At 42.6% G+C, this 24,392-nt stretch carries 22 protein-coding genes and 1 riboswitch; of the genes, 10 read left to right on the top strand and 12 right to left on the bottom strand.

The features are described from left to right. Positions 1 to 26: 26 nt before the first annotated feature. Complete coding sequence (locus R8269_RS05740; RefSeq protein ID WP_005377784.1) at positions 27 to 185, bottom strand: hypothetical protein; 159 nt, start codon at positions 183 to 185, stop codon at positions 27 to 29. A gap of 526 nt (positions 186 to 711) precedes the next feature. Beyond that, positions 712 to 811: riboswitch (glycine riboswitch) on the top strand. 123 nt (positions 812 to 934) lie between these two features. Between R8269_RS05740 and R8269_RS05735 the strand changes: the two genes are divergently transcribed. Then, positions 935 to 2,311, top strand: a complete 1,377-nt coding sequence (locus R8269_RS05735) for an alanine/glycine:cation symporter family protein (protein ID WP_005377785.1) — start codon at positions 935 to 937, stop codon at positions 2,309 to 2,311. 118 nt (positions 2,312 to 2,429) lie between these two features. On the opposite strand, the gene R8269_RS05730 is transcribed toward R8269_RS05735, so the two are convergent. Continuing rightward, positions 2,430 to 2,996 (bottom strand): hypothetical protein, encoded by a 567-nt coding sequence (locus tag R8269_RS05730; RefSeq protein ID WP_053306902.1) that lies wholly within the window; start codon positions 2,994 to 2,996, stop codon positions 2,430 to 2,432. Next, positions 2,996 to 3,631: a LysE family translocator gene (locus R8269_RS05725; protein ID WP_017820932.1), complete on the bottom strand. Its 636-nt coding sequence runs from the start codon at positions 3,629 to 3,631 to the stop codon at positions 2,996 to 2,998. Before R8269_RS05725 ends, R8269_RS05730 begins: the two co-directional genes overlap by 1 nt. A gap of 223 nt (positions 3,632 to 3,854) precedes the next feature. Between R8269_RS05725 and R8269_RS05720 the strand changes: the two genes are divergently transcribed. Then, positions 3,855 to 5,327 (top strand): carboxypeptidase M32, encoded by a 1,473-nt coding sequence (locus R8269_RS05720; protein WP_053306903.1) that lies wholly within the window; start codon positions 3,855 to 3,857, stop codon positions 5,325 to 5,327. 70 nt (positions 5,328 to 5,397) lie between these two features. Here the strand turns inward: R8269_RS05720 and R8269_RS05715 are convergent, their stop codons facing one another. From R8269_RS05715 to R8269_RS05705, 3 genes are all read right to left on the bottom strand, one after another. Further along, complete coding sequence (locus tag R8269_RS05715) at positions 5,398 to 6,348, bottom strand: LpxL/LpxP family Kdo(2)-lipid IV(A) lauroyl/palmitoleoyl acyltransferase (protein ID WP_053306964.1); 951 nt, start codon at positions 6,346 to 6,348, stop codon at positions 5,398 to 5,400. A gap of 422 nt (positions 6,349 to 6,770) precedes the next feature. After that, the gene (locus R8269_RS05710) at positions 6,771 to 7,106 is read right to left on the bottom strand and encodes a DMT family transporter (RefSeq protein ID WP_069593657.1); all 336 of its coding nucleotides are present in this window, start codon (positions 7,104 to 7,106) and stop codon (positions 6,771 to 6,773) included. Between the two features lie 123 nt (positions 7,107 to 7,229). Then, positions 7,230 to 7,616: a DUF6559 family protein gene (locus R8269_RS05705; protein WP_005377791.1), complete on the bottom strand. Its 387-nt coding sequence runs from the start codon at positions 7,614 to 7,616 to the stop codon at positions 7,230 to 7,232. A 340-nt stretch (positions 7,617 to 7,956) separates the two neighbouring features. Between R8269_RS05705 and metA the strand changes: the two genes are divergently transcribed. The 7 genes from metA (at position 7,957) to R8269_RS05670 (ending at position 18,068) form a co-directional block, all read left to right on the top strand. Then, positions 7,957 to 8,898 (top strand): homoserine O-acetyltransferase MetA, encoded by a 942-nt coding sequence (gene metA, locus R8269_RS05700; protein WP_053306905.1) that lies wholly within the window; start codon positions 7,957 to 7,959, stop codon positions 8,896 to 8,898. A gap of 179 nt (positions 8,899 to 9,077) precedes the next feature. After that, positions 9,078 to 9,803 carry a type IV pilus biogenesis/stability protein PilW gene (gene pilW / locus R8269_RS05695; RefSeq protein ID WP_053306906.1) on the top strand — a complete coding sequence of 242 codons (726 nt, stop codon included), beginning with the start codon at positions 9,078 to 9,080 and terminating at the stop codon, positions 9,801 to 9,803. A gap of 267 nt (positions 9,804 to 10,070) precedes the next feature. Continuing rightward, positions 10,071 to 11,000, top strand: coding sequence for a phosphate/phosphite/phosphonate ABC transporter substrate-binding protein (locus R8269_RS05690; protein ID WP_053303129.1), 930 nt, complete (start codon positions 10,071 to 10,073; stop codon positions 10,998 to 11,000). After that, positions 11,000 to 13,156, top strand: coding sequence for a GGDEF domain-containing phosphodiesterase (locus R8269_RS05685; RefSeq protein ID WP_053306907.1), 2,157 nt, complete (start codon positions 11,000 to 11,002; stop codon positions 13,154 to 13,156). The genes R8269_RS05690 and R8269_RS05685 overlap by 1 nt, the downstream gene beginning before the upstream one ends. A 156-nt stretch (positions 13,157 to 13,312) precedes the next feature. After that, positions 13,313 to 16,489 (top strand): response regulator, encoded by a 3,177-nt coding sequence (locus R8269_RS05680; RefSeq protein WP_215810271.1) that lies wholly within the window; start codon positions 13,313 to 13,315, stop codon positions 16,487 to 16,489. A 9-nt stretch (positions 16,490 to 16,498) separates the two neighbouring features. Continuing rightward, on the top strand, positions 16,499 to 16,975 hold the full coding sequence (locus tag R8269_RS05675) for a hypothetical protein (protein WP_017633987.1): 477 nt from the start codon (positions 16,499 to 16,501) through the stop codon (positions 16,973 to 16,975). Between the two features lies 1 nt (position 16,976). Then, on the top strand, positions 16,977 to 18,068 hold the full coding sequence (locus R8269_RS05670) for a sulfate ABC transporter permease (RefSeq protein WP_215810272.1): 1,092 nt from the start codon (positions 16,977 to 16,979) through the stop codon (positions 18,066 to 18,068). A gap of 146 nt (positions 18,069 to 18,214) precedes the next feature. Here R8269_RS05670 and R8269_RS05665 read toward each other — a convergent pair whose 3' ends face one another. The 4 genes from R8269_RS05665 to R8269_RS05650 all read right to left on the bottom strand — a co-directional run bounded on the left by R8269_RS05665 (position 18,215) and on the right by R8269_RS05650 (position 20,141). Continuing rightward, positions 18,215 to 18,526, bottom strand: a complete 312-nt coding sequence (locus R8269_RS05665; RefSeq protein WP_005377799.1) for a hypothetical protein — start codon at positions 18,524 to 18,526, stop codon at positions 18,215 to 18,217. A gap of 202 nt (positions 18,527 to 18,728) precedes the next feature. Beyond that, complete coding sequence (locus R8269_RS05660) at positions 18,729 to 19,163, bottom strand: DUF962 domain-containing protein (protein WP_213874438.1); 435 nt, start codon at positions 19,161 to 19,163, stop codon at positions 18,729 to 18,731. A gap of 118 nt (positions 19,164 to 19,281) precedes the next feature. Next, positions 19,282 to 19,635 (bottom strand): MmcQ/YjbR family DNA-binding protein, encoded by a 354-nt coding sequence (locus tag R8269_RS05655; RefSeq protein WP_005377801.1) that lies wholly within the window; start codon positions 19,633 to 19,635, stop codon positions 19,282 to 19,284. Positions 19,636 to 19,658: 23 nt separating this feature from the next. Then, on the bottom strand, positions 19,659 to 20,141 hold the full coding sequence (locus tag R8269_RS05650) for a MarR family winged helix-turn-helix transcriptional regulator (protein ID WP_215810273.1): 483 nt from the start codon (positions 20,139 to 20,141) through the stop codon (positions 19,659 to 19,661). 110 nt (positions 20,142 to 20,251) lie between these two features. Between R8269_RS05650 and R8269_RS05645 the strand changes: the two genes are divergently transcribed. Then, a complete protein-coding gene (locus R8269_RS05645; protein WP_064353868.1) occupies positions 20,252 to 21,139 on the top strand; it encodes a DMT family transporter in 888 nt (295 codons plus the stop codon). 132 nt (positions 21,140 to 21,271) lie between these two features. Here R8269_RS05645 and R8269_RS05640 read toward each other — a convergent pair whose 3' ends face one another. Continuing rightward, positions 21,272 to 22,594, bottom strand: coding sequence for an EAL domain-containing protein (locus tag R8269_RS05640; RefSeq protein WP_215810303.1), 1,323 nt, complete (start codon positions 22,592 to 22,594; stop codon positions 21,272 to 21,274). Between the two features lie 519 nt (positions 22,595 to 23,113). Beyond that, positions 23,114 to 24,385, bottom strand: coding sequence for a 4-aminobutyrate--2-oxoglutarate transaminase (gabT, locus tag R8269_RS05635; RefSeq protein WP_215810274.1), 1,272 nt, complete (start codon positions 24,383 to 24,385; stop codon positions 23,114 to 23,116). Between the last annotated feature and the right edge of the window lie 7 nt (positions 24,386 to 24,392).

Genomic DNA, 24,392 nt, shown 5'->3' with positions numbered 1-24,392 from the left:
ACTACTCCAAGGACTCTTTTACTTTGCTAGCGGATCAATTCCGCAAACATAATTGATGCTGTATAAATCAGAAATGCGCCAATTAATGTTATAACGGTCGCTTTTTGGACTTTTTCATTGGTTCGATAACGAAACAACACAAATGCTACTGCAATCAACACCGCAATGGCTAATAACCTGGTCATACCGCCTCCTTGTCCACTCATGAAAAACTGCCTAGGTCCGTAGACTGTTTCACAAAGATTCATTGTAACCCATTTATACGTACCATAAGGTCAACTTAGCGTAGATTTTAAAATAAGTGCTCCGATTTTAATCAATTTTGTGTCCTTAATTGAATAACTTATGTCGTAACGATCGAAACACATTTATCGTTCTGAAGTGTTTTGGGTTCCATTCCCTAACCCAATAAATTTTATTTATGCCGTGACTCGCACAAAAAGATTGGCAAACATACCTTCATGAAAATTGATGAGGTTATTTCATTGAAAATAAATTGACATAGGGTGTTGAAATGGACCAAAAACATGATAGAGTTCACACGTTAATGATGACCAGCATCATTAACTAACCTTTACTCATTTAATTGAGTAATTGTTCCGATGAAGACTGCAGGAGAGTGGTTATTAATCAAATTTTAACATTTGATTAGCATAACTCGCCGAAGAATTAACTATTTCAGGTGCTACCTAGGTAGCGGGGACTGTAGTTGGAGGAACCTCTGGAGAGAACCGTTAAATCGGTCGCCGAAGGAGCAAGTCTTGCACTCACGCAAGGTGAAACTCTCAGGCAAAAGGACAGAGGAGTGGAAAGTTACAACCTAACTATTTTGGCTTGGCCTTCCCGCCTACAACCAATAGCTTAGTTCTTTTAGAGATCGTTGATCTCGTCCTTTCCCTCTTCTCCTTATTAGTTGTTTTATTAAGGGGAAATCATGAACAACCTACAATCTTTACTACAAACCATCGATAATTTTGTCTGGGGTCCACCGCTGCTTATTTTGCTAGTAGGTACAGGTGTTTACTTCACTTTTAGCCTTGGCTTGATCCAGTTTAAACACCTCCCAACAGCGCTAGCGATGGTATTCAGTAAAGATAAGTCATCTAATACTCAAGGTGACGTTTCTAGCTTTGCAGCTCTTTGTACTGCGCTCTCAGCAACAATTGGTACTGGTAACATTGTTGGTGTTGCCACAGCAATCAAACTCGGTGGACCAGGCGCTCTATTCTGGATGTGGCTCGCTGCCCTTTTCGGAATGGCGACTAAATACGCCGAATGTTTGTTGGCGGTTAAGTACCGAAGAGTCGATGATAAAGGCCAAATGATTGGTGGCCCAATGTATTACTTGCAATACGGTGTTGGCTCAAAAGCTCTCGCGATCATGTTTGCAGTGTTTGCTTTGGGTGTTGCTTGTTTTGGTATCGGTACGTTTCCACAAGTAAACGCGATTCTGGATGCAAGTGAGATATCTCTTGGTGTTAACCGTGAGCTATCTGCCTTTGTACTAACTCTTTTGGTTGCTTTCGTAACTTTGGGTGGCATCAAATCCATTGCTAACGTTGCAGGAAAAGTGGTTCCTACCATGGCTGTATTTTATGTGTTGGCGTGTTTAAGCGTGATCATCATGAATGCAGACCAATTGTTCAATGCCGTTGAATTAGTGCTGGTTTCAGCCTTTACATCAACAGCAGCGACTGGTGGTTTTTTAGGTGCAAGCATCATGCTGGCAATCCAATCAGGTATCGCTCGCGGTGTGTTCTCAAATGAATCAGGTTTGGGTAGCGCGCCTATGGCAGCAGCAGCAGCGAAGACAGACTCTTGTGTTAAACAAGGCCTAATTTCAATGACGGGTACCTTTTTCGATACCATCATTATTTGTACCATGACAGGCCTTGCTCTAATCCTGACCGGTGCATGGCAAAGTGACCTAGCAGGCGCCGCGATGACGACTCATGCTTTTGCGGTGGGTTTAAATGCAGATACATTTGGCCCTATGCTCGTTTCAATCGGTTTGATGTTCTTCGCTTTTACCACCATTCTTGGTTGGAACTACTACGGTGAGCGCTGCGTTGTGTTCCTGTTCGGAACTAAAGCTGTACTTCCATACAAACTGATTTTCGTTGGCTTGGTGGCATCTGGTGCATTCCTTCACCTCGATATGATTTGGCTACTGGCTGATATCGTAAACGGTCTGATGGCAATTCCTAACCTGATTGGTTTGATCGCACTGCGTCACGTCGTACTGGCAGAAACCAAACTGTTCTTTAGCTCAACATCGCAATCAGGTGAAGTTGAAGCAGTGAAAGCTTAATGAAACGGCAGGTTTGCGGTCATAAACTGTCAGTCACAGAGAGCAAAACACATTAGACATGGTAAAAACACAAAGCCCGCTATTATTTAGCGGGCTTTATTTATCTTCGGTTAAATGGTTAATCTCTCAACCATTGATGCTCAACGTTTTCTCCACGTTCTTCAAAAAACTTCGCATTTTTTTGCTTGAATTGATCCGCTTTCAACTCTGAGAGCGGCCAGTCTAAAAATGCTTCTGTTACAAACGAGTCGCCGACACCAACTTCAATCGATTCCAGATGTTTCCCGATGTAGCGATAAAAGTAGCCTTGCCCAAACGCATCGCACACCATAGGTACATGCCTAACAGGTTGATGATTGACAGAGACCGAAGCCCAAGTTGTCGTTTTAGGTTCACAGGTTTGCTCTTTTACAACGTCAACCTCAAATTTATTGTCCATAGTTGTCGAAACAAAAATGACAATAGCGTCATGCAAATACACACGCCTGAGCAACAACTGTTTAGTATCTTGAGTTCGCGTTTGTTGTATTCCATTAGCAAAAGGCTCGAAGTAGCCCCAGTGCCAAGACCAGATCATGCCGCGTTGCGCAAACTGTACTTGTGGCCACGTATGCCAAGCAACAGCGGCACCTATCCCCACAATAAATACAGCGAGTAGTATCAACAATCGATAAATATTACGCATTAAACGGGTTTTTCAATCAATAACTTCACACCAAGTGCGACTAATACTGCGCCCGTCGCGCCTTCCATCCACTTCATAAAGCTTGCATTCTTTAGTAGATTTTTAGCCGAGTTAAGCGCGCCAGCTAAACCACACTGCCAAACCATCGCAATAGCAAAGTGTACAGATGCCATCATCATTGATTGAAGCAAGGGTGAACCTTCTGGATTCACAAACTGTGGCAAGAAAGCCAAATAGAAGACCGCCGTTTTCGGGTTCAAGACGTTAGAAAGAAAGCCCTCTCTAAAAGAGCGCTTACCATTAAACACTTCGTGAATCTGCTCGGTCACGGTCAATCCATCTTTCGACGACATTAGCGCTTTTAAACTGCTCAAACCAAGCCAGATAAGATAAGCTGCGCCAATCATTTTTACGATTTGGAACAACTCTGCTGATTGCGCAAGAATCGCCGAGATACCAACCGCAGAAAAAAAAGCATGTACGAATAAGCCAAAGCAAATCCCTAGACTGGTTGTACATCCATCTTTTAGGCCCGAGCGGCTAGTGTTACGGATAACAAGTGCAGTATCTAAACCTGGCGTTAACGTTAAAATCGTAATGGCAATAATAAATGCCTCGAAATTCAAAATATCCATATTATCGTGATAATTAATTGTCAATCCTTCATCAATACCGCCAATCCACAAGATTCGCAAGCTTCTTTTTGAAGAGAGCTATACAACTGGGTGAGTTTATGGACAATGGGTTGGAGTTAATTGTTAATTATTAGTAAATTAACGCAGGTTGCTTAGTGCAACACCATATGAAGGACCCGTTATCGGGTGTTTAGGGAAAGAACAAAAGAATAAGAGTAGTCACATGAACGCATTTACAAAACTCGTTGAACATTCCAAAAAAGTGGCAAATTTTGAGCATCTATCTGCCATCATAGATTGGGATCAAGCAGCGGTCATGCCACCTGGTGGCGCTGAAGCACGCTCGAATGCCGCGGCAGAGCTCGATGTACATATCCATTCTTTAATGACTCAACCGCACTTGGGAGAGCTTTTCGCTCAGGCAGAAGAAGAGACGCTGTCTACAAAAGAAGAATCTATCCTAAGAGAAATGAAGCGTGGGTGGCAGCAAGCTAACTTACTACCAGAATCATTAGTTCAAGCTCAATCTCTTGCTGGCTCCAAATGTGAACATGCATGGCGTACGCAACGTGGAGAAAATGACTGGGCTGGTTTTGAAAAGAACTGGGCTGAAGTCGTAAAGCTATCGCAGGAAGAAGCGCAAATTAGAGCCGAAGCAAACGGCACGACTCCTTATGATGCCATGCTCGATGTTTATGAACCTGGCACAACGTCTGCGTCGTTAGACATTCTTTTTGCTGACGTGAAAACCTGGCTTCCTACTTTGATCGATGAAGCGCTTGAAAAACAACAATCAGACAACATCTTATTGCCAACTGCGCACTACCCTGCGGAAAAGCAAAAAGCGCTCGGTTTGGAAGTCATGAAGCTACTTCAATTCGATTTTGAACACGGTCGACTTGATGAGAGTACCCACCCATTTTGTGGCGGTGTACCGACAGATGTGCGTATTACGACACGTTATAATGAAAACGAGTTTGTCCAATCATTGATGGGAATTGTCCACGAAACTGGCCATGCTCGATACGAGCAAGGGCTACCAAAAGATTTATCAGGAACACCCGCGGGAGAAGCTCGCTCTATGGGTATTCATGAATCACAATCACTCTTCTTTGAAATGCAAATAGGACGAAGCAGCGCGTTTATCGATCACCTCGCTCGACTGGCTTCTAACCATTTTTCTGGTAGTGAATTCGAAAAAGACAATTTAGCCAAAATTTACACTCGCGTAGAAAAAGGCTTTATTCGCGTAGATGCTGACGAACTTACATATCCTGCTCACGTTATTCTTCGATATGAAATTGAGCGAGATCTCATGAACGGCGTCATCAAACATACAGATGTACCAGAACTCTGGAACGAAAAGATGAAAGCGTACTTGGGGCTATCAACCGAAGGAAACTTCAAAAATGGCTGTATGCAAGATATCCATTGGACAGACGGAAGTTTTGGCTATTTCCCGTCCTACACGCTCGGTGCGATGTACGCTGCACAATTTATGGCAGCAATGAAACAAACCGTCGATGTAGATGCGGTTATTCGTTCTGGCGACTTAGCTCCGATATTCAATTGGCTCTCGGAAAACATCTGGAGTAAAGGTAGCTTATTCACCACTGATGAGTTGGTAAAACAAGCCACGGGTGAAACACTGAATGCTAAACACTTTCAAGCTCACCTAAAAGATCGCTACTTATAAAGCGAAAAGAATAGAAAGTAAAAGCCCAAAGTTCGTATGTTCCTTGGGCTTTTTGTAGGCTCTCTATGTGTTATGCCAAGCTAGGGATGAGCCTAGGCTTGTACAAACAGTCCTCACCCTCTGGTCTAGTTTTAAACCGACGATGAAGCCACATATACTGGCTCGGACTTGCCATGATTGATGTTTCAACTATTTGATTCACGAATGCGGCGGCACGTTGATGATCCTCTTTCGGGAAACCTTCGACGGGCGCACTAATGGTTAGGGTATAGTGTCCGTCTTTTCCTCTTACCATCGTAAAAGGCACAATGGCGCAATCTGTAGAATCAACCAACAAACTTGTACCTGTCGTAGTACAAGCATTTTTAACGGCAAATAACGGTGCAAATGTCGAGCGTCGGTTACCATAATCATGGTCCGGTGCATACCAAACCCGCTCACCCGTTTTAAGTGCTTCAAGCATGGCTTTGACGTTTTTACGATCAATCAGTGTACGATTAGAGCGAGAGCGTCCCTTATACTGAAAATAATCAAAGCACGGATTATTGTTTGGGCGATAAACACCGGTTCCAGACTTTTTAATACCAAAAGCTCGAGCACCTAACTCTAGATTCATTGAGTGTACGGCCAACATTAATGCACCTTTGCCTGACTTCTCTAAAGCCTCTAGATGCTCCATGCCTTTTATCGTGACGTGTTTGTTTACCCGTTTATCTGACCAAAACCATGCCATTGCGGTCTCAAAAAGTGCGATGCCAGTATTGTCGATGTTGTCTTTTAGAATTGCTTCGCGTTGGCATTTTTCCATATGAGGGAAGCAAAGCTCAAGATTGCGTCTGATAGTAACTTGACGTTTTCTCATGATTCGCATAGCTAAACGACCAATGTTGCGTCCCAAAGCTAGTTGAACTTTAAAAGGAAGGAGGCTAAGTAAGTACATCACGCTAATGATAATTAACGTTCCCCAGTAACGAGGCAAAAGAAATTCGGCCTTGAATGCAGGCTTTTTGTATTTGTTCATGTAAGTATTGTCAGATGTGCCCATCTATAAGTGATAAAAACAATGATAATGGACTGCACTTTTATCATTGATAACGCTAATAACATAAATTAAAGCGCGCGGATTCTATGGTTCTTCGACACACTACACAATAAGAACTTTGCAGAAATATGTAGGGAATGAAAAAGCAGTAAAGATGAGTCGCCACGTTAACATCTATCGGAGTGATTTATCTACTGCCCTTTCCTAAAGTTTGAAGAAACATAACTTTGTATTTTCAATGCGCTAAATAATGCCTGTTTTTCAATCACATAATGCGACCGTGATGAATACAACAATAAGACGTCATATCAATACTCGCCATTAGCGATTGAATTTGTACTAAAAAGCCGCAGCAATTTTTCTCGCTGCGGCTTCTTATTCACTTAACAAGTAGAGTGGCGTTATTCGTGCCCTACTGTTTTGGATAATAAATTTACGATCAACACACCAGCGATGATAAACCCAATACCAACTAGGGCTGGTAAGTCTAGACGCTGTCCGTAAACAAAGTAACCAACCGTCGCAACCAAAACGATCCCAGCACCACTCCATATGGCATAAACAACCCCGACAGGCATTGTTTGCACTGTGACGGAAAGCAAGAAGAAAGCGATGCCGTAACCAATCAAAACGACTGTGCTCGGCATTACTTTCGTAAATTGCTCTGTTTTGGGAATATAAGAAGTGGCAATCACTTCACATACAATCGCGATCGACAGCGCCAACATTGGTGGCATAGAGATAAGCATTTTGAACATAAGGCATTAACGCTCAACAGAAATGTAACCGACAACATGTCCGGATAATTAGGCCGCGCATTATACCCAACTCATCTCACGATGGAATACCACTAACGATGTTTACACACCATCACTTTCGCTTACTTTTTGATGACCAGGTGAAAGGCTGACGTTTTGGTGCTGACGAGAAATTTCAAAGTAGATATGCATATCAATCGGCTCAGGTGTATTGAGTAGCATCTTACCTACTTCACGTTGGAAATGACCATAATTACCTAGCTCATCCGTTAGTTCTAGGAGCTCGTAAGAGGCTTCATCGGCAAACATTCCATACGCATACTGATAATGACTGATATCCTTGCTCTTATCATAACCCAGCTTTTGAAGAGCTTGATCAATCTCTTCCGGCGTATAAATGTCTTTATCACCAAACGAATGCAGTAGCACGCAAGGAACTTCTTGAGCGATGCTCTGAATCTTTGTCTTTCTCTTGAAAATACCGAACATAATGTCCTCCACTGACGATGTTTCCAAATATGCACATTAATGCAAAATGGTGAGCTGATTGTTTTTAGTATGGCTCATTAATTTGAGACTTCCTTACTACGAAGTCACCTTCACATATTAACGTGATCGCATAATTACCAGCAAATAGTACACACTGCGTTTCAAACCTATCTCATCAGAAACTCTGCTTTAGTCACAATTGTGTGACAACCCCGAGTACGGTTTACCATAATGTAAAGAGTAGATTGAAAAGTCGGATTTCGTATCGACATCTAAACTTAATTAAGTTAGCTTTAGAAGTATAGACGTCTAGATTGACTATGCTTAGGGAGAGAAAGTCGTGCCAATTAGAATTCCAGATCAATTACCAGCTACCGATGTATTAAGGACAGAAAACATCTTCGTGATGAGTGAAACGCGTGCAGCGAGTCAGGAAATACGTCCTTTAAGAGTGCTGATCCTTAATCTGATGCCAAAAAAAATAGAGACTGAAACTCAGTTTCTGCGTCTACTCTCAAACAGCCCACTACAGGTTAACGTCGAATTACTGCGCATTGATAACCGCCCGAGTAAAAATACGCCAACTGAACATTTAGACACGTTTTATCGCCAATTTGAAATGGTGCGAGATAAAAACTTCGATGGCATGATCATTACTGGGGCTCCATTAGGTTTGGTGCAATTTGAAGATGTCATTTATTGGGATCATCTCAAAACCATCATGGAGTGGGCAAAAGATCATGTGACATCTACTCTTTATGTTTGCTGGGCTGCGCAAGCAGGGTTAAAGCTACTCTACGATCTACCTAAAAAAACGCGTAAAGAAAAACTTTCAGGTGTTTATCATCATCAAATCCATCATCAGTTTCACCCTATCTTACGCGGATTTGATGACACGTTTTTGGCTCCTCACTCGCGTTACGCAGATTTTTCGCCTCACTTTCTAGAAGAGCATACTGACTTAGACATTTTAGCGACATCGGATGTCGCAGGTGTGTACTTGGCCACCACAAAAGACAAACGCAATGTCTTTGTCACAGGACACCCTGAGTATGATTCTCACACCTTACATAATGAATATATCCGAGATTTAAGCGAAGGTATGGAGCCCGCTATTCCTGTCAACTATTACCCAAAGAACAACCCAGATAACCCACCAATTGCAAGCTGGAGAAGCCATGGACACCTCCTCTTTTTAAACTGGCTGAACTACTGTGTTTATCAGCAAACACCGTACGACCTCGATCACTTCAGTGAAGATGCTTTCACTAAAGACGATTAGCTTCAAAATAAGCAAACAAAGCACTCATCATTACCGAAATGTAATATGTGAACCAAGCCGCCATATGGCGGCTTTTTCATAACAGTTTGCAAACCTGATCGCATAGTGTTTTTTCCTCAATAGGTTTTTGCTAAGTAATTCATATCATGCAGAAAGATTCAAGGATGTAGGGATAAAGAATGAAAACAGCAAAGCTCGGTGCACTAATATTATTGTCTCAGTTTGCACTCGTGGGTTGCGTGACGGTGAAAGAAGATGGAAGCCCTGTCGTTCAAGCCGATCCTGTGGCAATGGCAGAATCACGTATCGCACTTGGCTTAGGTTATTTAGACGGCGGTAACATGATTCGCGCGCATGATAACTTACAACAAGCCTTAAACCACGCACCTCAATACTATCGCGCGCAATTATCTATGGCTCACTACTACGAAACGGTTGGTGAAGATATTAAAGCCGAACAGATGTATAAACGCTCTCTACGCCAACACACTAAAAACGGAAATGTGCTCAATAACTACGGTACTTTTCTTTGCAAGCGAGGTGACTTCGAAAAAGCCGATCAGATGTTTAATCGAGCCATTGAGCAGCCTTATTACTACCTTATTCCAGCAAGCTATGAGAATGCAGCTTTTTGTGCGCTAAAATCACAAGATAAAGACAAAGCGAGATACTACTTTACTAGAGCTATCGATCATGACCCTCATAGACCAAAATCGATTTTGCAACTCGCTAAAATAGAAATTGATAGCGGTGATTATACTGAAGCTAGAATTCGATTAATGAGATTCAATCAAATGTATGGCGTGAAGAAGCCCTCTTTGCAACTCATGATTCAACTTGAACGTGCAGCAGGCAATGAAGCTCTCGAGAAAAAGTATCAAAAACAATTGGAAAAATTTTCTTAGTACAAAATAGCGATACATAAGGCGCATTAGCTCACAGCCAATACAGCGCTTGACCAAGAATCCAGTGAATTCAGACTCACGGTGATACATTCATCCTGTACATAAACGTCAAATTCGGTACTATTTGAACGGAATAAGTGACCAAGTCACATTATAAAAAGTGCGCACACAACGAAATTTGTACATCATACTGTTTTTAAGATTGATTTCGGCACATTGATAAATACTAAATATTACTGACATGCACCAGAAGGAAGTTGAAGCCGGATGAAACCTGCCTGCACTCTGTTATTACTCACTTTGCTGAGTTCACCTTTTGTCGTCAGTGCACAAGAAAATATTGAGAAAACATTCACATTTGGCATTGTGTCCAATAAAGCCCAAAGCAAAATCAAAAAAGCGACGCCCCTTACTCAATATGTAACTGAAAATATGACTGAATATGGTTACGCAAAAGGGGCGGTAAAGGTATTTAAAAATTATCGTCAGCTCGCGGTTGCGCTTGAAAATGGCACCGTTCAAATTGCAACGGCGACCCCCTTTAATGCGATGACCTTAGAAAAGGAGTCTAATAGCCAAGTTCTTGCTATACGATGGAAAAAAGGCCTGCAAAAATATCATACGGTGTTCTTTACTAATAAAGAGAGTGGCATTGAGTCACTTTCTGACCTGCGCGGAAAAACGCTTGTTTTCGAAAAGCGCACGTCTACCAGCAGCTATTACCTACCTGCGATTACATTGCTGAACCACGGAGAAAAACTGCAATACCTTCCCTCTCCTGATGACAAACCGGCCAAAGACAGTATTGGTTATTTATTCCTTGATGAGCAACTCGCTCAGTCAAATGAAATCAACCTATCTGTATGGGTATATAAACAGAGAGTTGCAGCAGGAGCATTCAGTAACTTCAACTGGAACAATCCCAAAGATTTGCCAGAGAACATGAAAGACAAACTAGCGATTTTTTCTCGTTCTGTTGAAATACCCAGGGATTTAATTCTCGCTTCTCCAAGCATGAGCCTAGAGCAACAGCGTAAAATCACGTCCATACTCCTTGATATGGATACAACTCACGAAGGCTCTCTCGCACTTAAAAAGTTTCAGAACACCAAAAAATTCAGCGCGCTTACTCCAGAAATGCGAGCCTCCTTAAGTACAGTGCGCAAGTCAGTTCACTTGTTACCGAAGGTGGATTGATGTTTCAAAAGCTCTCACTCGAAACCAAATACATTTGCTCGACAATGTTCGTTGTCTTGTTTGTTGTGGTGATAAATCTTGCGTTATACATGCACGGTTACGATGCGTATTCAAATAGCTTAACTCAACAAATCACGAACAACTCTCAAGAAAAAACAGAATCTTACGTTAAGCAAAAAGGGTTGGTTTATGCAGAGCTATTATCAAAACAGCTTTTTGATCCACTCTATACAGACAATATCAGTCAAGCGTATGAGCAAATTAAGGCAACATTGAGCCAGCCAGATGTCTCGAAAATACATGTTGTTGACAATGAAGGGCTAATCTTTCACGACGGCACTACTCAGCTAAGGATGTTTGCCCAACCTCATTACCGCTCTCCTTTTATTTTGAAAGCAATAGAAGAATCTAGAACTCTCGTTTCCTTTTCCAAGCATCAGTTGGAGATCGCAGCGCCGATTCAGCAATCAAACATTACTCTTGGGGCGGTGTATCTTGAGCTTAACTTGATACATCTACTGGAAGAGAAAGAACAGAATATTGAACAAGTCCAAGCGATTACCTCAAACGATAAACAGAAGATGTTTAACTTGCTGCTAACGATCAGTGGGATATCCGTTCTATTCGGTAGCATCATCGCTTATGCTTTGGGGCGGTCGTTAACTAAACCACTCAAGCAACTAAAAGATCAATTTTCAGAGTCAAATACCCAAGCGCTGCCAGTCACCGACATACAAAGCAAAGATGAAGTGGGAGAACTTATTTCGGCGTACAACAAAATGTCAAACAAAGTGAACCGATACACCAGCCGAGTTGAGTTCATGGCGTACCACGATATTCTGACTTCCCTGCCAAACCGAGAAAAGTTACTCATTGATATTCAAACGCAAATAACTGACCACAAATCCCCCTCACTCGCGGTTGTGTTTATTGACTTGGATGACTTTAAGCACATTAACGATAACTACGGACATAACATTGGGGATAAATTGCTAGGCCATCTTGCCTCAGAGCTTCAAAGCCGTTTGCCGAGTTATTTTAAGCCGCTTTACCGCCTTTCTACCATCGTAAGTCGAGTAGGTGCGGACGAATTTGTACTGGCCTTTCCGTGCTCGGACAATCATGAAGCTAGAGAAAAAGCGCACGCTATTCATCGCCAACTACTCTCTCCCTTTAGTTTGGAAGAGAACGATATTCAAATTACGGCAAGCCTCGGAATTGCTGTGTATCCAGAATTTGGTTCAAACGCTGAGTCTCTTTTACAGCTTTCCTCTCTTGCGGCGCAGGAATCTAAAAGACGCGGTAAAGACATTATGACGATATACGATTCCACGTTTGATGAAACGATTAAACAACGTTTATACATAGAACGAGAACTGCGTCGTTCAGTACGTGACTTGTCTCAATTCGAGCTGTGGTATCAACCACAATTTGATCTAAAAACCTATCGCCTAATTGGGGTCGAAGCATTGGTTAGGTGGAATCATCCCGAGAAAGGCTATATCAGTCCAGAATCGTTTATCCCGATCGCAGAGCAAAGTGATTTAATATTGGAGCTTGGAGAACATATCATTGAGACGGCAATTGCTCAGCGGGCAATGTGGGCAGAACATTTCGGTACGGATTTTCACATCGCATTAAACTTGTCCCCAAGACAAATCTATCGCCAAGATTTAAGTCAATTATTTTCTAAGTATTTACGACGACATGATGTCGCCCCTCAAACCATTCATGTTGAAGTGACAGAGTCACTTTTTATTGATGATACAGAGAAAGCTCAATATGTGCTTAAAAAACTACAAAGTATCGGAGTGGAAGTTTGGCTAGATGACTTTGGTACGGGGTATTCAGCCCTTGCCTACCTACAACATATGGCTTTTGACGGGCTCAAGATTGATCGTTCATTTATCGCTCAAATCCGAAAAAGCGATCAAGACGATTCATTAGTTCGCGCGATTGTATCCATGGCTCACAACCTAAGAATGAAAGTAGTAGCCGAAGGCGTAGAAACTCAAACTCAACTCACACGAATGGAGTCTCTCCACTGTGACGTCGTACAAGGTTTTTTCTTAGGTAGACCTGTACCTGCCGAGGAATTGATTGCATTTGAATACCAACGAGGGAGTGGCGCTCAAAGCGTCAATCACTTTGCTTAGAACGCCGTTTTGTTAACTATTGCCGCTTAGCGCGTTAGTACTCGTAATGCAATATCGGTCACACTTCCCCCACCTCATTAATATGAATTTTCTCTTAAAATCTAACATCTGAGATAAATAAACTACACTTTTCATATCAACTTCTTGGATATGGAAATGCGCGTGGTAGGAATCTTTTCTTGGAACAACCTGTCGGTAAAACAAAAGCTATTTGGGTTGGTTTTGCTGCCAATTTTATTGTTGCTTGTCCTCGCGGGTAAACATGTACAAAGCCTTTCTATCCAGGCTCAGGAACTACAAAAAGCACAGTTATTCTCTGTCTACATCGACCGCGTATCTTCGCTTTATCACCTACCGAATAACCCTGATGTAATAGATAAGCAACTAAAAACTCAGCAGATATCTCAATTGTTACGCGACACCGCTGCACCAGTATTCGGTGAAAACGCTGAGATACTAAACCAGTTGACAAGCTTTGAGGAAGCAACCCTCTCGATGCTCTCTTCGCAAAATCAAGAAGAAAAGTTAGATGCGGCAGAGTGGCGCGCTGATACGTTCAAAGAAATCCTCATGAGCTTAGACAAAGTCTATTTTAGAAATGTGAGTTATGAAACAAACACTCACCTTTCTTCTTTGATGCAACTTGAATGGTTGATGTTTTGGTCCACTGAAGAGCATAGATTAAGCGAATATTTGATTCGATCTTCAGAGGAAAATAACGAGTATGACCTCACAACACAGGCTTCTATCCAATCTTTAATCCAGAACCAACAACTATTTCTAGAGCGTTTTGTGACGCTAAATGCCAATCAACAACAAGTAGATCTGCTCATTGAGACGTTTACGGGTGAAGTCTTTATCAAAAGCCAAGAGTTTCGTGCTTATTTATTGCAACCAGCTCAACTCAAATCATTAACCCCGGATGAGATTGATGCGGGGTTATCTGCACTCAACAAACGCTTATCGTTATTACAAAGTGTTGACGACAAAATGGAACAACAGCTGAGTGATGATATATCAAAGACAATCAACACGACGACACAGCACCGCTTTACCTTTATCGCAATGATGAGCCTTTTAACGCTGTTGGTCGTAAGTTTAACGCTAAGATTGGTGCGAAAAGTTACTGGAAACTTGAATCTAGTCCTCAAATTTCTCAGTAACGAAAGCAATGAACAAAGTAACACTGAAAATTCACCTCTTGCTCAACTAATAAAGGGTAAAGACGAGCTGAGTAAGTTTGCTCGAGAGGTAAAAAAGCTTAGTGATGAGCGGATGTTGTCCAGACTAAAGCTCACACAAGCTAAAGAAGATGCAGAACAAGCAAAAGATGATGCAATTAAGGCGAGTAAAGCCAAAAGTAGCTTTTTGGCCAACATGTCCCACGAGATCCGCACGCCGCTAAATGGCGTTATTGGCATCTCTGAAGTGTTATCCGATACTTCCCTGACTGCCACACAACGCGATTACGTCGACACGATTGAAACCTCCTCCCAACTGCTTTTGAGTTTAATTAATGACGTTCTAGACTTCTCAAAAATTGAATCTGGGATGCTGCTCATTAGCCCACATTCAACTTGTGTTCGAGAGTCTATCTATGACATTGCTTCTATCATTTCACCGAAAGCAAAGGAAAAAGGCATCGATGTGCAAGTCAACATTAGCCGTAACACGCCTTACCACGTAATGTTGGATGACCATCGTATACGCCAAGTTGTCATGAACTTCATGTCTAACGCGGTAAAATTTACCGAACAAGGCAGTGTAGAGCTATCGGTCATCACCCGCGAAATTAAAAATGGTGAAGCGGTCATCGAGTTTTCCGTTAAAGATTCTGGGATTGGTATTGATGCCCAGCAGCAAAAGAAAATATTTGCTCCATTTGCCCAAGAGGATAACTCTACTACCCGACAATTTGGGGGAACTGGACTTGGGCTTGCCATTAGCACGCAATTAGTTGAGCTAATGGGTGGAGAAATTCAACTTGAATCCGAGAAAGGTAAAGGCAGTCGCTTCTTCTTTGGACTAACTGCTCCTGTTGTGACGCAAGAGTTTAACGCTTATCACGCTCTGAATCACAACGACATATGGATTGTATGCAGCAGTACTCAACTAGAACAAAAACTGCGTAACGAGTTAAGTTTTTTCAACATCAATATAACGCAGTCAGTAGATACCTTAAGTGCGTTGCCAACGTGGATTGATAACGAGCGCGTTATCGTTATTCATGTAGAAGGATCACCAAATGCAGCGGCGATGCATATCGATGAGATAGAAAGCCTTTGTAAACGAAACATTCGTGTCTGCCTCATCAAGCACCTTCATAGCCCACAATTCGACTTTAGAAACAATATCAGCGCCTTGGTCACTCAGCCACTACTAGGGCAGCGCTTAATTAAAGCACTTGAAAGTTGTGCGGCAAATTTCTCGCACGCACAACAAGAGAGCACTTCAGCGCAACATGTTAAATCTCTGCCGAAAATTTTGGTCGTTGATGACAATACGGTCAATCAAAAAATCGCGGGGCTACACGTCACAAAAGCTGGCTTCGACTTTGATGTCGCAGTAAACGGACAAGAAGCGGTTGAGAAATTTCAACAGAATCAGTACAGCCTAATTTTAATGGACTGCATGATGCCCGTAATGGATGGATTTGAAGCCACCCAAATAATTCGTCAAATAGAAGTAAAAGAAAAACGCGCTTTCAGAATTCCGATTATTGCTCTAACGGCAAGTGTGGTCGATGACGATATACAAAAATGCTTTGACGTTGGAATGGATGACTATGTGCCCAAACCGTTTAAAGCAGGGTTGCTTAAAGAGAAGTTAGATAAGGCAATAGGGTTACGCGTTTCCAACACGACGCCTGCTGAACCACACCAAGAGAACACCACCCCCGATAAAACTCATGAACTACCTGCAAGTTCTGAGCAACCAGAAGCAACGGTAACGCCTATTCGCTCCGAACGCATCTTGCTTGTCGAAGATAATAGAGTGAACCAGAAAGTGGCTTCTCTATTGCTATCTAAAGCAGGCTATCAATTCGAAGTCGCAGAAAACGGTCAAATTGCAGTCGAAATGTTCCAAAAAGATGGAAAGTTTGATGTTATTTTGATGGATTGCATGATGCCCATAATGGATGGGTTTGAAGCTTCTAGGCAAATTAGAGCTTATGAAGCGAGTAAAGGATTAGCTAAGACGCCCATTATCGCATTAACCGCAAGCGTCGTTGATGATGATATTCAACGCTGCTTTGATTCAGGAATGGATGCCTACGTACCAAAGCCTGTGCGCAAAGAAAAACTGTTGTATCAAATTGAACAAGCAATGTAGGTGGATTCTATGAGTAGAAATCATTCTCGCGTTGCTTTTCCTTTGCGTTACATAAAACGCTATCTGTTTATTCTGATTGCCCTTCTTTCATTAAATTGCCAAGCTCTCGCTGCAGAGAGCTACGCAGTTTTCTCATTTAATGACGAATTCTCTCCGCTCACTGTCAATAAAGCGCGAAAGTTGTACAGAGGGAAGACGCAACTTTTACAAGGCCAGCGAATTGAACTCTCTGACTGGCCTGCGACATCAACAGAAAGAGCTGAGTTCTATCGTTATCTTCTCAACAAAAATTTAGCGCAAATGAACGCGCATTGGGCAAGCTTGTCTTTTTCAGGTAAAGCTAGACCGCCAAAAGTGATTGCACGCTCCAGCATTGATGACCTCATAGCATGGATGCAAGAGAAGCCGAATAGAATTGGTTATGCCCCAACATCGAGCGTCCCTAGTAATGCTCATGTTTTATGTGTGGTTAGCTCGGAGAATTGATATGAAAAAATATTTAACCATGTTATCGCTGAGTATCGCGACCTTTCCGAGCTCAGCCACGATTGAACTAACAGAACAACTTTCTTTAAGTGGTTTTGGCTCTACTTCGTGGGCAAAATCCGATAACCCAACTACGGTACTAGTTAACCGCTTTATTGGCGATGAATCTTGTTTCGATTGCGATACCACTTTCGGCATGCAGCTCGATTATTTTCACAAGGCATTTCGGGCATCCGCACAAGTCGTAAAGCGCCCGCAAGACCATTGGAGCTCGCCTCAGCTCGAGTGGGCGTATTTGGCTTATACCTATAAAAACATAGAAATAAGAGGAGGACGCTTAAGACTGCCACTGTTTTTGATGTCTGAGTACAACTATGTCGGTCACGCTTTTACCCAAGCCCGCCCACCGAATGAGGTATATGACAGCATTCTAGGTATCACGGCTTATAACGGCCTATCTGCACGCTGGATTCATGACCTTAATGAGCAAGTCGTACTTACCGCCATGCCGTTTGTCGGGTTTAAAGACAATAGTGACGTAACCATCAATGAACGTACTGAATTGGAAATTGAGTCAAACAACACTGCAGGGATGAACTTAACGCTAAGCGGAGAGAGCTATCGTTGGAATTTTTCCTACCTCCACGGCGATTATGATCAAACAACGACGCTCTCTAACATTGAGCAGTCCACTCCCGGTGGCGGAACCACAATCATTGACCGTCTAGTTGAAACAGAAAAAAACAACACGATCGATCTGTTCTCTCTAGGGTTAAGATACGAGCTCGATAACATTGTGATTATGGCAGAAGGACAGACCAGCAACCTTTCCTCATCTTGGTACGCGACAACAAGTTATAATGTAAACAAGCTGACTCCTTATATTGTTTACGGTCAGCAGTTTAATAGTCGGGATAAAAAAAGTGGAGACAGTTTCTTACTCGGGTTGAGATACGACCTAGATTACAACGTTTCCCTGAATGCAGATTGGCAAAGGTTCAACGCCTACAATAATAGCTCTGGCGCGTTTTCATCAGCCCCAAAGGATGACAGTGCGAGCCTTTATACGCTAATGCTCAACTTCGTTTTTTAATGTTTCTTACAGTACCAATTTCCACAACACTGGGGGCTGTTGTATTAAGAAGGCTTTTTGCAACACGTAACTAAACGCTAAACGACTGGAAGGGATAGAATCGATCAGATAGGTAAGTGGCAATCCAAACAGAGACAAAGGTTACTCTATTTCGGTTTGTTTTGATTGCCTTTTAACCGCTTTTCTTTGCGTCGCAGTGCCCGGAAAAACTTTGACTCTTCGTGGTACCAACCAAGGACACTAATTGGGAAGCCCACGAGCATCATAATAAAAACATCCGCAGGGAGTTGTTCCCAAATGTCGCTTAAAGAATGCAGCTCTCCAAAAATGAACAAACCGATGACTTTACCAAGCAGTAATGCACAACAAATCATAAAGAAGGACTTTAATATATAGTGCCATTTGCCTTTTTTACGCTCTTCTCTCCAATAGGCATATTTATATTGTCGGTCGTACATTCATCCCCCTAAAGTAAACTTGCCGTAAGTTTAAGTATCTCGATAGCGTAAAGTGCGTTGGCACCTCATTAATCATAGTGCGTATCTAAAGTGAATGCTTGTCGTGGCAATAAGAAGGAGAGGTATTCTGTAGTAAGAGCTACAAAATCTCTGAAAGTTATATGTCTTGTGTAATTCGGATGATGCCTGATTTTGCTTATCGCTAGTGTTTTCTGAACACCCAAATCGGGCCGATAAGTAGAAACTGTAAATCCTCAAAAAACGACGGTTTTTTACCTTCAATCTTGTGACCGATAAATTGCAATATCCACAATACGCCAAACAAGAGCATAGAAATATGCAGAACGGGCAACATCAATACCTCTAGAGACCAAATAAGGCCAATGCACGCTAATGTGTAGCCGATCATCATCATGAATACGCTCAGAGACAAACGAAAATAGAAAACCCAAGTGGGGATCACCGCTACCCAAACCCAATTAAGTTCGAAGCCTAATAATGAAATCTGGGGAATCGACCAAATAAATCCAACCACAGAAAGATAAATACCTGGAACTGCGATTGTGTGAATCTTTTGGTTGATAGGGTTTTGGTGACTCTCCCCGTATTCTTTTAGCCATTCAGATAATGCTCGTATATCATTCCCCTTTTCCACCTTCTATTCTTATATAGCCCGAGGATGAAAAAGGTGCGAATTTTTCCGTAAAGGCTAGGAGCAACGAGCGACAAAACAGCAGAGGCCAGTGCGTTGCCGATTACTCACCAAGCAACGCTCGTTGTGCTTTCGGCAGCTTGGCAACGACAAGAGCATAAGAGCGTTCACACAAGTCTTGAATCAACCCATCCTCGACATCACCGTTAAAATAAACCGTTATCCAATGACGCTTATTTAAGTGATATCCCGGGATAATGTCCGTAAACTGCGACGTTAAGACTTCTCCATCTTCTGGTTTTACTTTTACGCTGACATACTCTCGACCGTTTCTCTCTGCAATGATGGCAAACATCTTGCCTTTGATTTTGTAAACAACCGCTTCAGGCCCAAATGGGAAATCGCTTTCTGCACACATGAAGGTACTTAAGTATTGTTCTAGTTCTTTGCTTTTCATATCCCCTGCCTCCTTCTGCGTTCTCATTCAAATTGTGGCAATAGCAATTTTAACGCCTGGTTAACCTGCTCTTTTTCATTGTCTTCTAAACCATGCAATAACGATTGCTGAACGTCTACATGCTCCAAGATTAGCTTGTCAATTAAGGTTAAGCCTTGCCCTGTTAGTTCAACGGTGACGCTACGTCGGTCTTCTTTACTATGGGTTCTGGTAATAAACCCTTTCTTCTCTAGTTTATCTAAGCGATTAGTCATCGCACCCGAAGTGAGCATCATCGACTCTATTAACGCGGAGGGAGTAAGACAATATGGTGAACCAGCTCGACGCAGTGTCGCTAACACATCAAATTCACCCATTTTCAGATCGTACTTCTTATGTAGCTCGGCGACCCTAGATTCCATGTGTTTTGCAATTCGCATTAGTCGACCCATTATTGCCATCGGTTCAGTGTCGAGGTCTGGCTTCTCCCTAGCCCACTGCTCTACCACTCTATCAATTGCATCCATTATTTCTCTCCAAACATCATATATTTTTTATTTTAACATAAAGATACTTTACAAAAAGCCACCTTGCCGATATCGTTACATTTAATTATCTCTACATAAAGATATTTAACATGAACATTTTACTTGCGATGATTCCTGCCTTTTTTTGGGGGACGACTTACGCTGTTACTCAGTTTACTCTACCGGACTGGCCTCCCGTTTTACTTGGCGCTCTAAGGGCACTGCCTGCGGGTCTTTTGTTGCTGGCAATAAAGCCCTCGTTTCCAAAAAGAAGTGAGTGGAAAGTGCTGCTTGTTTTAGGAACCATCAACATCGCTTGCTTCTTTGGTCTCATTTTTGTCATGGCGTTGACGCTTCCTTCTGCCATCTCTGGTGTTGGTATGGTTTCGGTCCCCGTTTTTGCGATGCTGTTTGGTTGGGCGGTCTACAAACGTCAGCCTAGTGGCATTCAAGCAATAAGCGGCGCAACTTTGATTGCTTTAGCTTGGTTCTTATTTGATCCTAGCTCTATTTCTCTCGAACCCGTGGGCTTACTTGCGATGATCTCCGCCATTATGTGCATCGTGATAGGAAGTAGCGTAACAAAGTCACTAGGTACAAAAATGCACTGGTGGACAGTGCTAACATGGCAGCTCATTTTGGGTGGCGTGATTATGTCTATCGCAACAAGTGTGCTGGCGATAAACAATCCAGAGCCATATGTTACGGTCGTTCAGGACGTATCCATGACGAATATTCTAGGGTTACTGTGGGTAATTATTCTGAACACCGCATTAGGGTATGGCATGTATGTATGGTTATTGCAGCGGATGTCGGTCGTAGATTTTACCTTTGGTGGTATTGCAAACCCAGTCGCAGGCATTGTTTCGGGCCTACTGCTATTGGGGGAAACGTTCACTCCTCTGCAATACAGCTTAATGCTAGGAATGATCGTAATGTCATTACTACCTCAGCTCATTACGTCAATCAAAACGAAAAGAGCCGCACTCTCCTCCTAAGTAACGTTAATTCCTAACACTCTAGGAGTAATGAGAGTGTTAGGAATCCTCAAGTGTGAGCCTACCAGCAGAAATCAGCGCTAACCTAGGCAACTGGCACCTTTAAAGCGGGATGTTATGACGTTATGGCTATTAAGCACTTGCAAGGTTAGTCAGGGGCTCTGGTTTAGCGTAAACATAACCTTGAATAAGGTAAATCGCATGCTGAGCCAGGTATTCGACTTGAGCCTGGCTCTCTACACCTTCTGCAATCATCTCACATTCCGCTTTGTTCGCTGCAGACACAATTGAGTCCAGCACTTTCAACTTTTGGTCGTCAGATCCTATTGGATCAATGAACATCTTATCCACTTTTAGACATCGGATGCCCAAGTCTTGTAGGTAAGAAAAGCCACCATATCCGGTACCAAAATCGTCAATTTTGAACTTGTAGCCTTTATTCGTTAAATACAAAATCTCTTTTTTCGCGGCCTCAGTGTCTTTTACTGGTATTCTCTCGGTCAACTCAAAATGAATTCTATTAGAGATTGGCCAATTTAACTCCGACAGCAACTTCGTTAATACACCTGACTCTAAATGGGAGGAAACAATATTGATGCTGACCCACGTATGCTCGGGTAAGTCACTTAAGTCTTGTATGATTTTACGAATAAGCTGATTCGTCATCGGAATAATCAGGCCACTTTCTTCTGCAGCACCAATAAACATATTTGGTGGCACCATTCCATCACGTCGCGACCATCGAATCAGAGCTTCATATCCTACTGTCTTACCATCGCGACTATCGACAATCGCCTGGTAGTAAGGAATAAATTCTGCATTACTAATCCCATTTTCAATTAGACCTGTAATGGATTTTCTCAAGCTTTTACAAGATATGTATGCAAAGGCAGTCACAAGACCAGCAAGCACACTTACAAGACCGCCCCACAAAAGTACTCTTTCCTGAGCATAATTTTTAAGTTTTTCACCGCTGTATATCTTGATGAGCATGTTGGCTTGAGACTCTCCTGAAAAGAAAAACTCTTTTGACAGTGCGTTTTCTTCTCCTGCAATATTCGCTTTGCCACGGCTTATCGTTAAATCACCAAATATTGGTTCATCATACTTAAACTCTACAAATAGGCAGTCTTTGCAAGGCGTTTTTATTACCTCGTTAACCCAACTGTTATCAAGTACCCAGAAGACTTCAACGTGTTCATTATCATAAATGACCATCCACTCTATTTGGTCATTCTGTTGCGGCAAAATAAGTGATGCGAAAAAGTTCTCATCCATCTGAAATCGTTCACTACTAGATGGGCGAGACACTTCACTACCAACCGTGGAACACGTTTTTCCGCCTTCTGTGGTCATCGCAATAAAACGAATGTAACGGTTATAAAAACGTGGGTCGCGTAAAGTTCTTACATCACTATCACTACAAGTAAAATCTAACTGAGCAATCTGCTTCACTATTGCTCTGTCCAAATAGGCAGACCTTTGATTTAAATATTCTACGTAAGCATCTATTTTCGACGCTTTTACCGAGTTGACGTAAAAGTTGGTTATAGAATGAAAGGCCACTACAAATATGGCGATGGGAACTAAGCCGAGTAAAATGGCATACCTTGTATTCTTTGTTATCAAAGTTCGTCCTGCTAATCTGACAAGCAACCTAAGTGGGATATGAATACTATCTCATTTTTATAGTCCAAAAAGTGAGGAATGACGCTCAATAAAATTATAGACTCAAGTGGCTTTCAGATGTCGGGATTTAGAATGCGAGCACCAAACCACATTCGAGGAGAACAAAGTAGCGACTAAGTGGAAAGTAAGAACGAGCCCAATTGTTAAGTCATCCGTAATAAAAGTGACAACTTGGATCTTGAGCAATACTTTTTAGATAGGCAGCAGATACGCTAAAAAACAAAAAGGAAACGATTGATGCCAACCGCTTCCTTGATTTGTTATTGCTATTTAAAAGCGCGTGAATTACGCCACTTCAAGAATCACTTTTTCCAACTTATCTAGGCCTTCATTTAGCACGTCAGATTCGATGGTCAGTGGAGGTAACAGACGAATCACATTCGCTTTTACTCCACAAGAAAGCAGGATAAGGCCGTTTTCTTGCGCTTTAGAAATCACCGCTTTGGTCATCTCTTGCAGTGGTTTGCCTGATTCTGGATCAGTAAATTCAATCGCCATCATCGCACCTGTAGTACGGATTTCACCGATAGCAGGCACTGACTGTTGCAGTTTAGTCATACGAGCATTGACCACTTCACCGATGCCCATCGCTTTGGCACACAAGTCTTCTTCTTCGATGATTTTCAGCACTTCAAGACCAGCAACGCAACCAAGTGGAGAGCCCGCGTAAGTGCCACCTAGACCACCAGGCAGTGCAGAGTCCATCACATCCGCTTTCCCAACTACCGCTGAGATTGGGAAACCACCAGCAATGCCTTTCGCCATTGTCATTAGATCTGGTTCAATGCCTAGATATTCTGTGGCAAACATTTTACCAGTACGAGCAAACCCTGTTTGGATTTCATCGGCAATCAGCATGATACCGTGCTTATCACAAAGCTGACGCAAGCCTTGTGCAAACGCTTCAGGTGCTTTGTAGAAGCCGCCCTCACCTTGCACTGGCTCGAAGATGATCGCCGCAACGCGTGAAGGTTCGATATCGCAAGCAAATAGATCGTCGATCGCTTGTAAGCTTTGCTCAACGCTGATGCCGTGGAACGCATTTGGGTACGGCGCGTGGTAGATTTCGTTCGGGAAAGGACCAAAGCCTGCTTTATATGGCGCAACTTTACCGGTTAACCCCATCGTCATGTTTGTACGACCGTGAAAGCCGCCTTTAAATGCTACCACGCCGCTACGACCAGTATGAGCGCGCGCTACTTTCACTGCGTTTTCGACCGCCTCGGCGCCAGTGGTTAGAAAGATCGCTTTCTTCTTAGTCTCACCTGGTGCAAGTTCTGTCAGCTTTTCAGCGAGCTCAACAAATGACGCGTACGGCGTAACCATCGCACACGTGTGCGAGAAGTTATCCAACTGAGCTTTTACCGCTTCACTGATACGTTTGTGAGAATGCCCGGTGTTAGTTACCGCGATGCCCGCTGCAAAGTCGATGTATTTGTTGCCTTCGATATCCCATACGTAAGCGTTTTCTGCTTTCTCGACGTAAAGTGGGTACAGTGCGCCCATGCCTTGAGCGATAACTTGGCTTCTTCTTTCGTGTAGTTGTTGGTTTGTCATTGTCTTG

The organism is Vibrio sp. Vb0667 (assembly GCF_033391095.1).
The sequence above is the reverse complement of the archived record's forward strand: the minus strand, read 5'-3'. Positions and strand labels throughout refer to the sequence as shown.

Bases quoted from the DNA above. Each gene is read 5' to 3' on its own strand.
- R8269_RS05740 (WP_005377784.1), bottom strand. From the start codon at position 185: ATGACCAGGTTATTAGCCATTGCGGTGTTGATTGCAGTAGCATTTGTG.
- R8269_RS05735 (WP_005377785.1), top strand. From the start codon at position 935: ATGAACAACCTACAATCTTTACTACAAACCATCGATAATTTTGTCTGG.
- R8269_RS05730 (WP_053306902.1), bottom strand. From the start codon at position 2,996: ATGCGTAATATTTATCGATTGTTGATACTACTCGCTGTATTTATTGTG.
- R8269_RS05725 (WP_017820932.1), bottom strand. From the start codon at position 3,631: ATGGATATTTTGAATTTCGAGGCATTTATTATTGCCATTACGATTTTA.
- R8269_RS05720 (WP_053306903.1), top strand. From the start codon at position 3,855: ATGAACGCATTTACAAAACTCGTTGAACATTCCAAAAAAGTGGCAAAT.
- R8269_RS05715 (WP_053306964.1), bottom strand. From the start codon at position 6,348: ATGAACAAATACAAAAAGCCTGCATTCAAGGCCGAATTTCTTTTGCCT.
- R8269_RS05710 (WP_069593657.1), bottom strand. From the start codon at position 7,106: ATGCCACCAATGTTGGCGCTGTCGATCGCGATTGTATGTGAAGTGATT.
- R8269_RS05705 (WP_005377791.1), bottom strand. From the start codon at position 7,616: ATGTTCGGTATTTTCAAGAGAAAGACAAAGATTCAGAGCATCGCTCAA.
- pilW (WP_053306906.1), top strand. From the start codon at position 9,078: ATGAAAACAGCAAAGCTCGGTGCACTAATATTATTGTCTCAGTTTGCA.
- R8269_RS05690 (WP_053303129.1), top strand. From the start codon at position 10,071: ATGAAACCTGCCTGCACTCTGTTATTACTCACTTTGCTGAGTTCACCT.
- R8269_RS05685 (WP_053306907.1), top strand. From the start codon at position 11,000: ATGTTTCAAAAGCTCTCACTCGAAACCAAATACATTTGCTCGACAATG.
- R8269_RS05680 (WP_215810271.1), top strand. From the start codon at position 13,313: ATGCGCGTGGTAGGAATCTTTTCTTGGAACAACCTGTCGGTAAAACAA.
- R8269_RS05675 (WP_017633987.1), top strand. From the start codon at position 16,499: ATGAGTAGAAATCATTCTCGCGTTGCTTTTCCTTTGCGTTACATAAAA.
- R8269_RS05670 (WP_215810272.1), top strand. From the start codon at position 16,977: ATGAAAAAATATTTAACCATGTTATCGCTGAGTATCGCGACCTTTCCG.
- R8269_RS05665 (WP_005377799.1), bottom strand. From the start codon at position 18,526: ATGTACGACCGACAATATAAATATGCCTATTGGAGAGAAGAGCGTAAA.
- R8269_RS05655 (WP_005377801.1), bottom strand. From the start codon at position 19,635: ATGAAAAGCAAAGAACTAGAACAATACTTAAGTACCTTCATGTGTGCA.
- R8269_RS05650 (WP_215810273.1), bottom strand. From the start codon at position 20,141: ATGGATGCAATTGATAGAGTGGTAGAGCAGTGGGCTAGGGAGAAGCCA.
- R8269_RS05645 (WP_064353868.1), top strand. From the start codon at position 20,252: ATGAACATTTTACTTGCGATGATTCCTGCCTTTTTTTGGGGGACGACT.
- gabT (WP_215810274.1), bottom strand. From the start codon at position 24,385: ATGACAAACCAACAACTACACGAAAGAAGAAGCCAAGTTATCGCTCAA.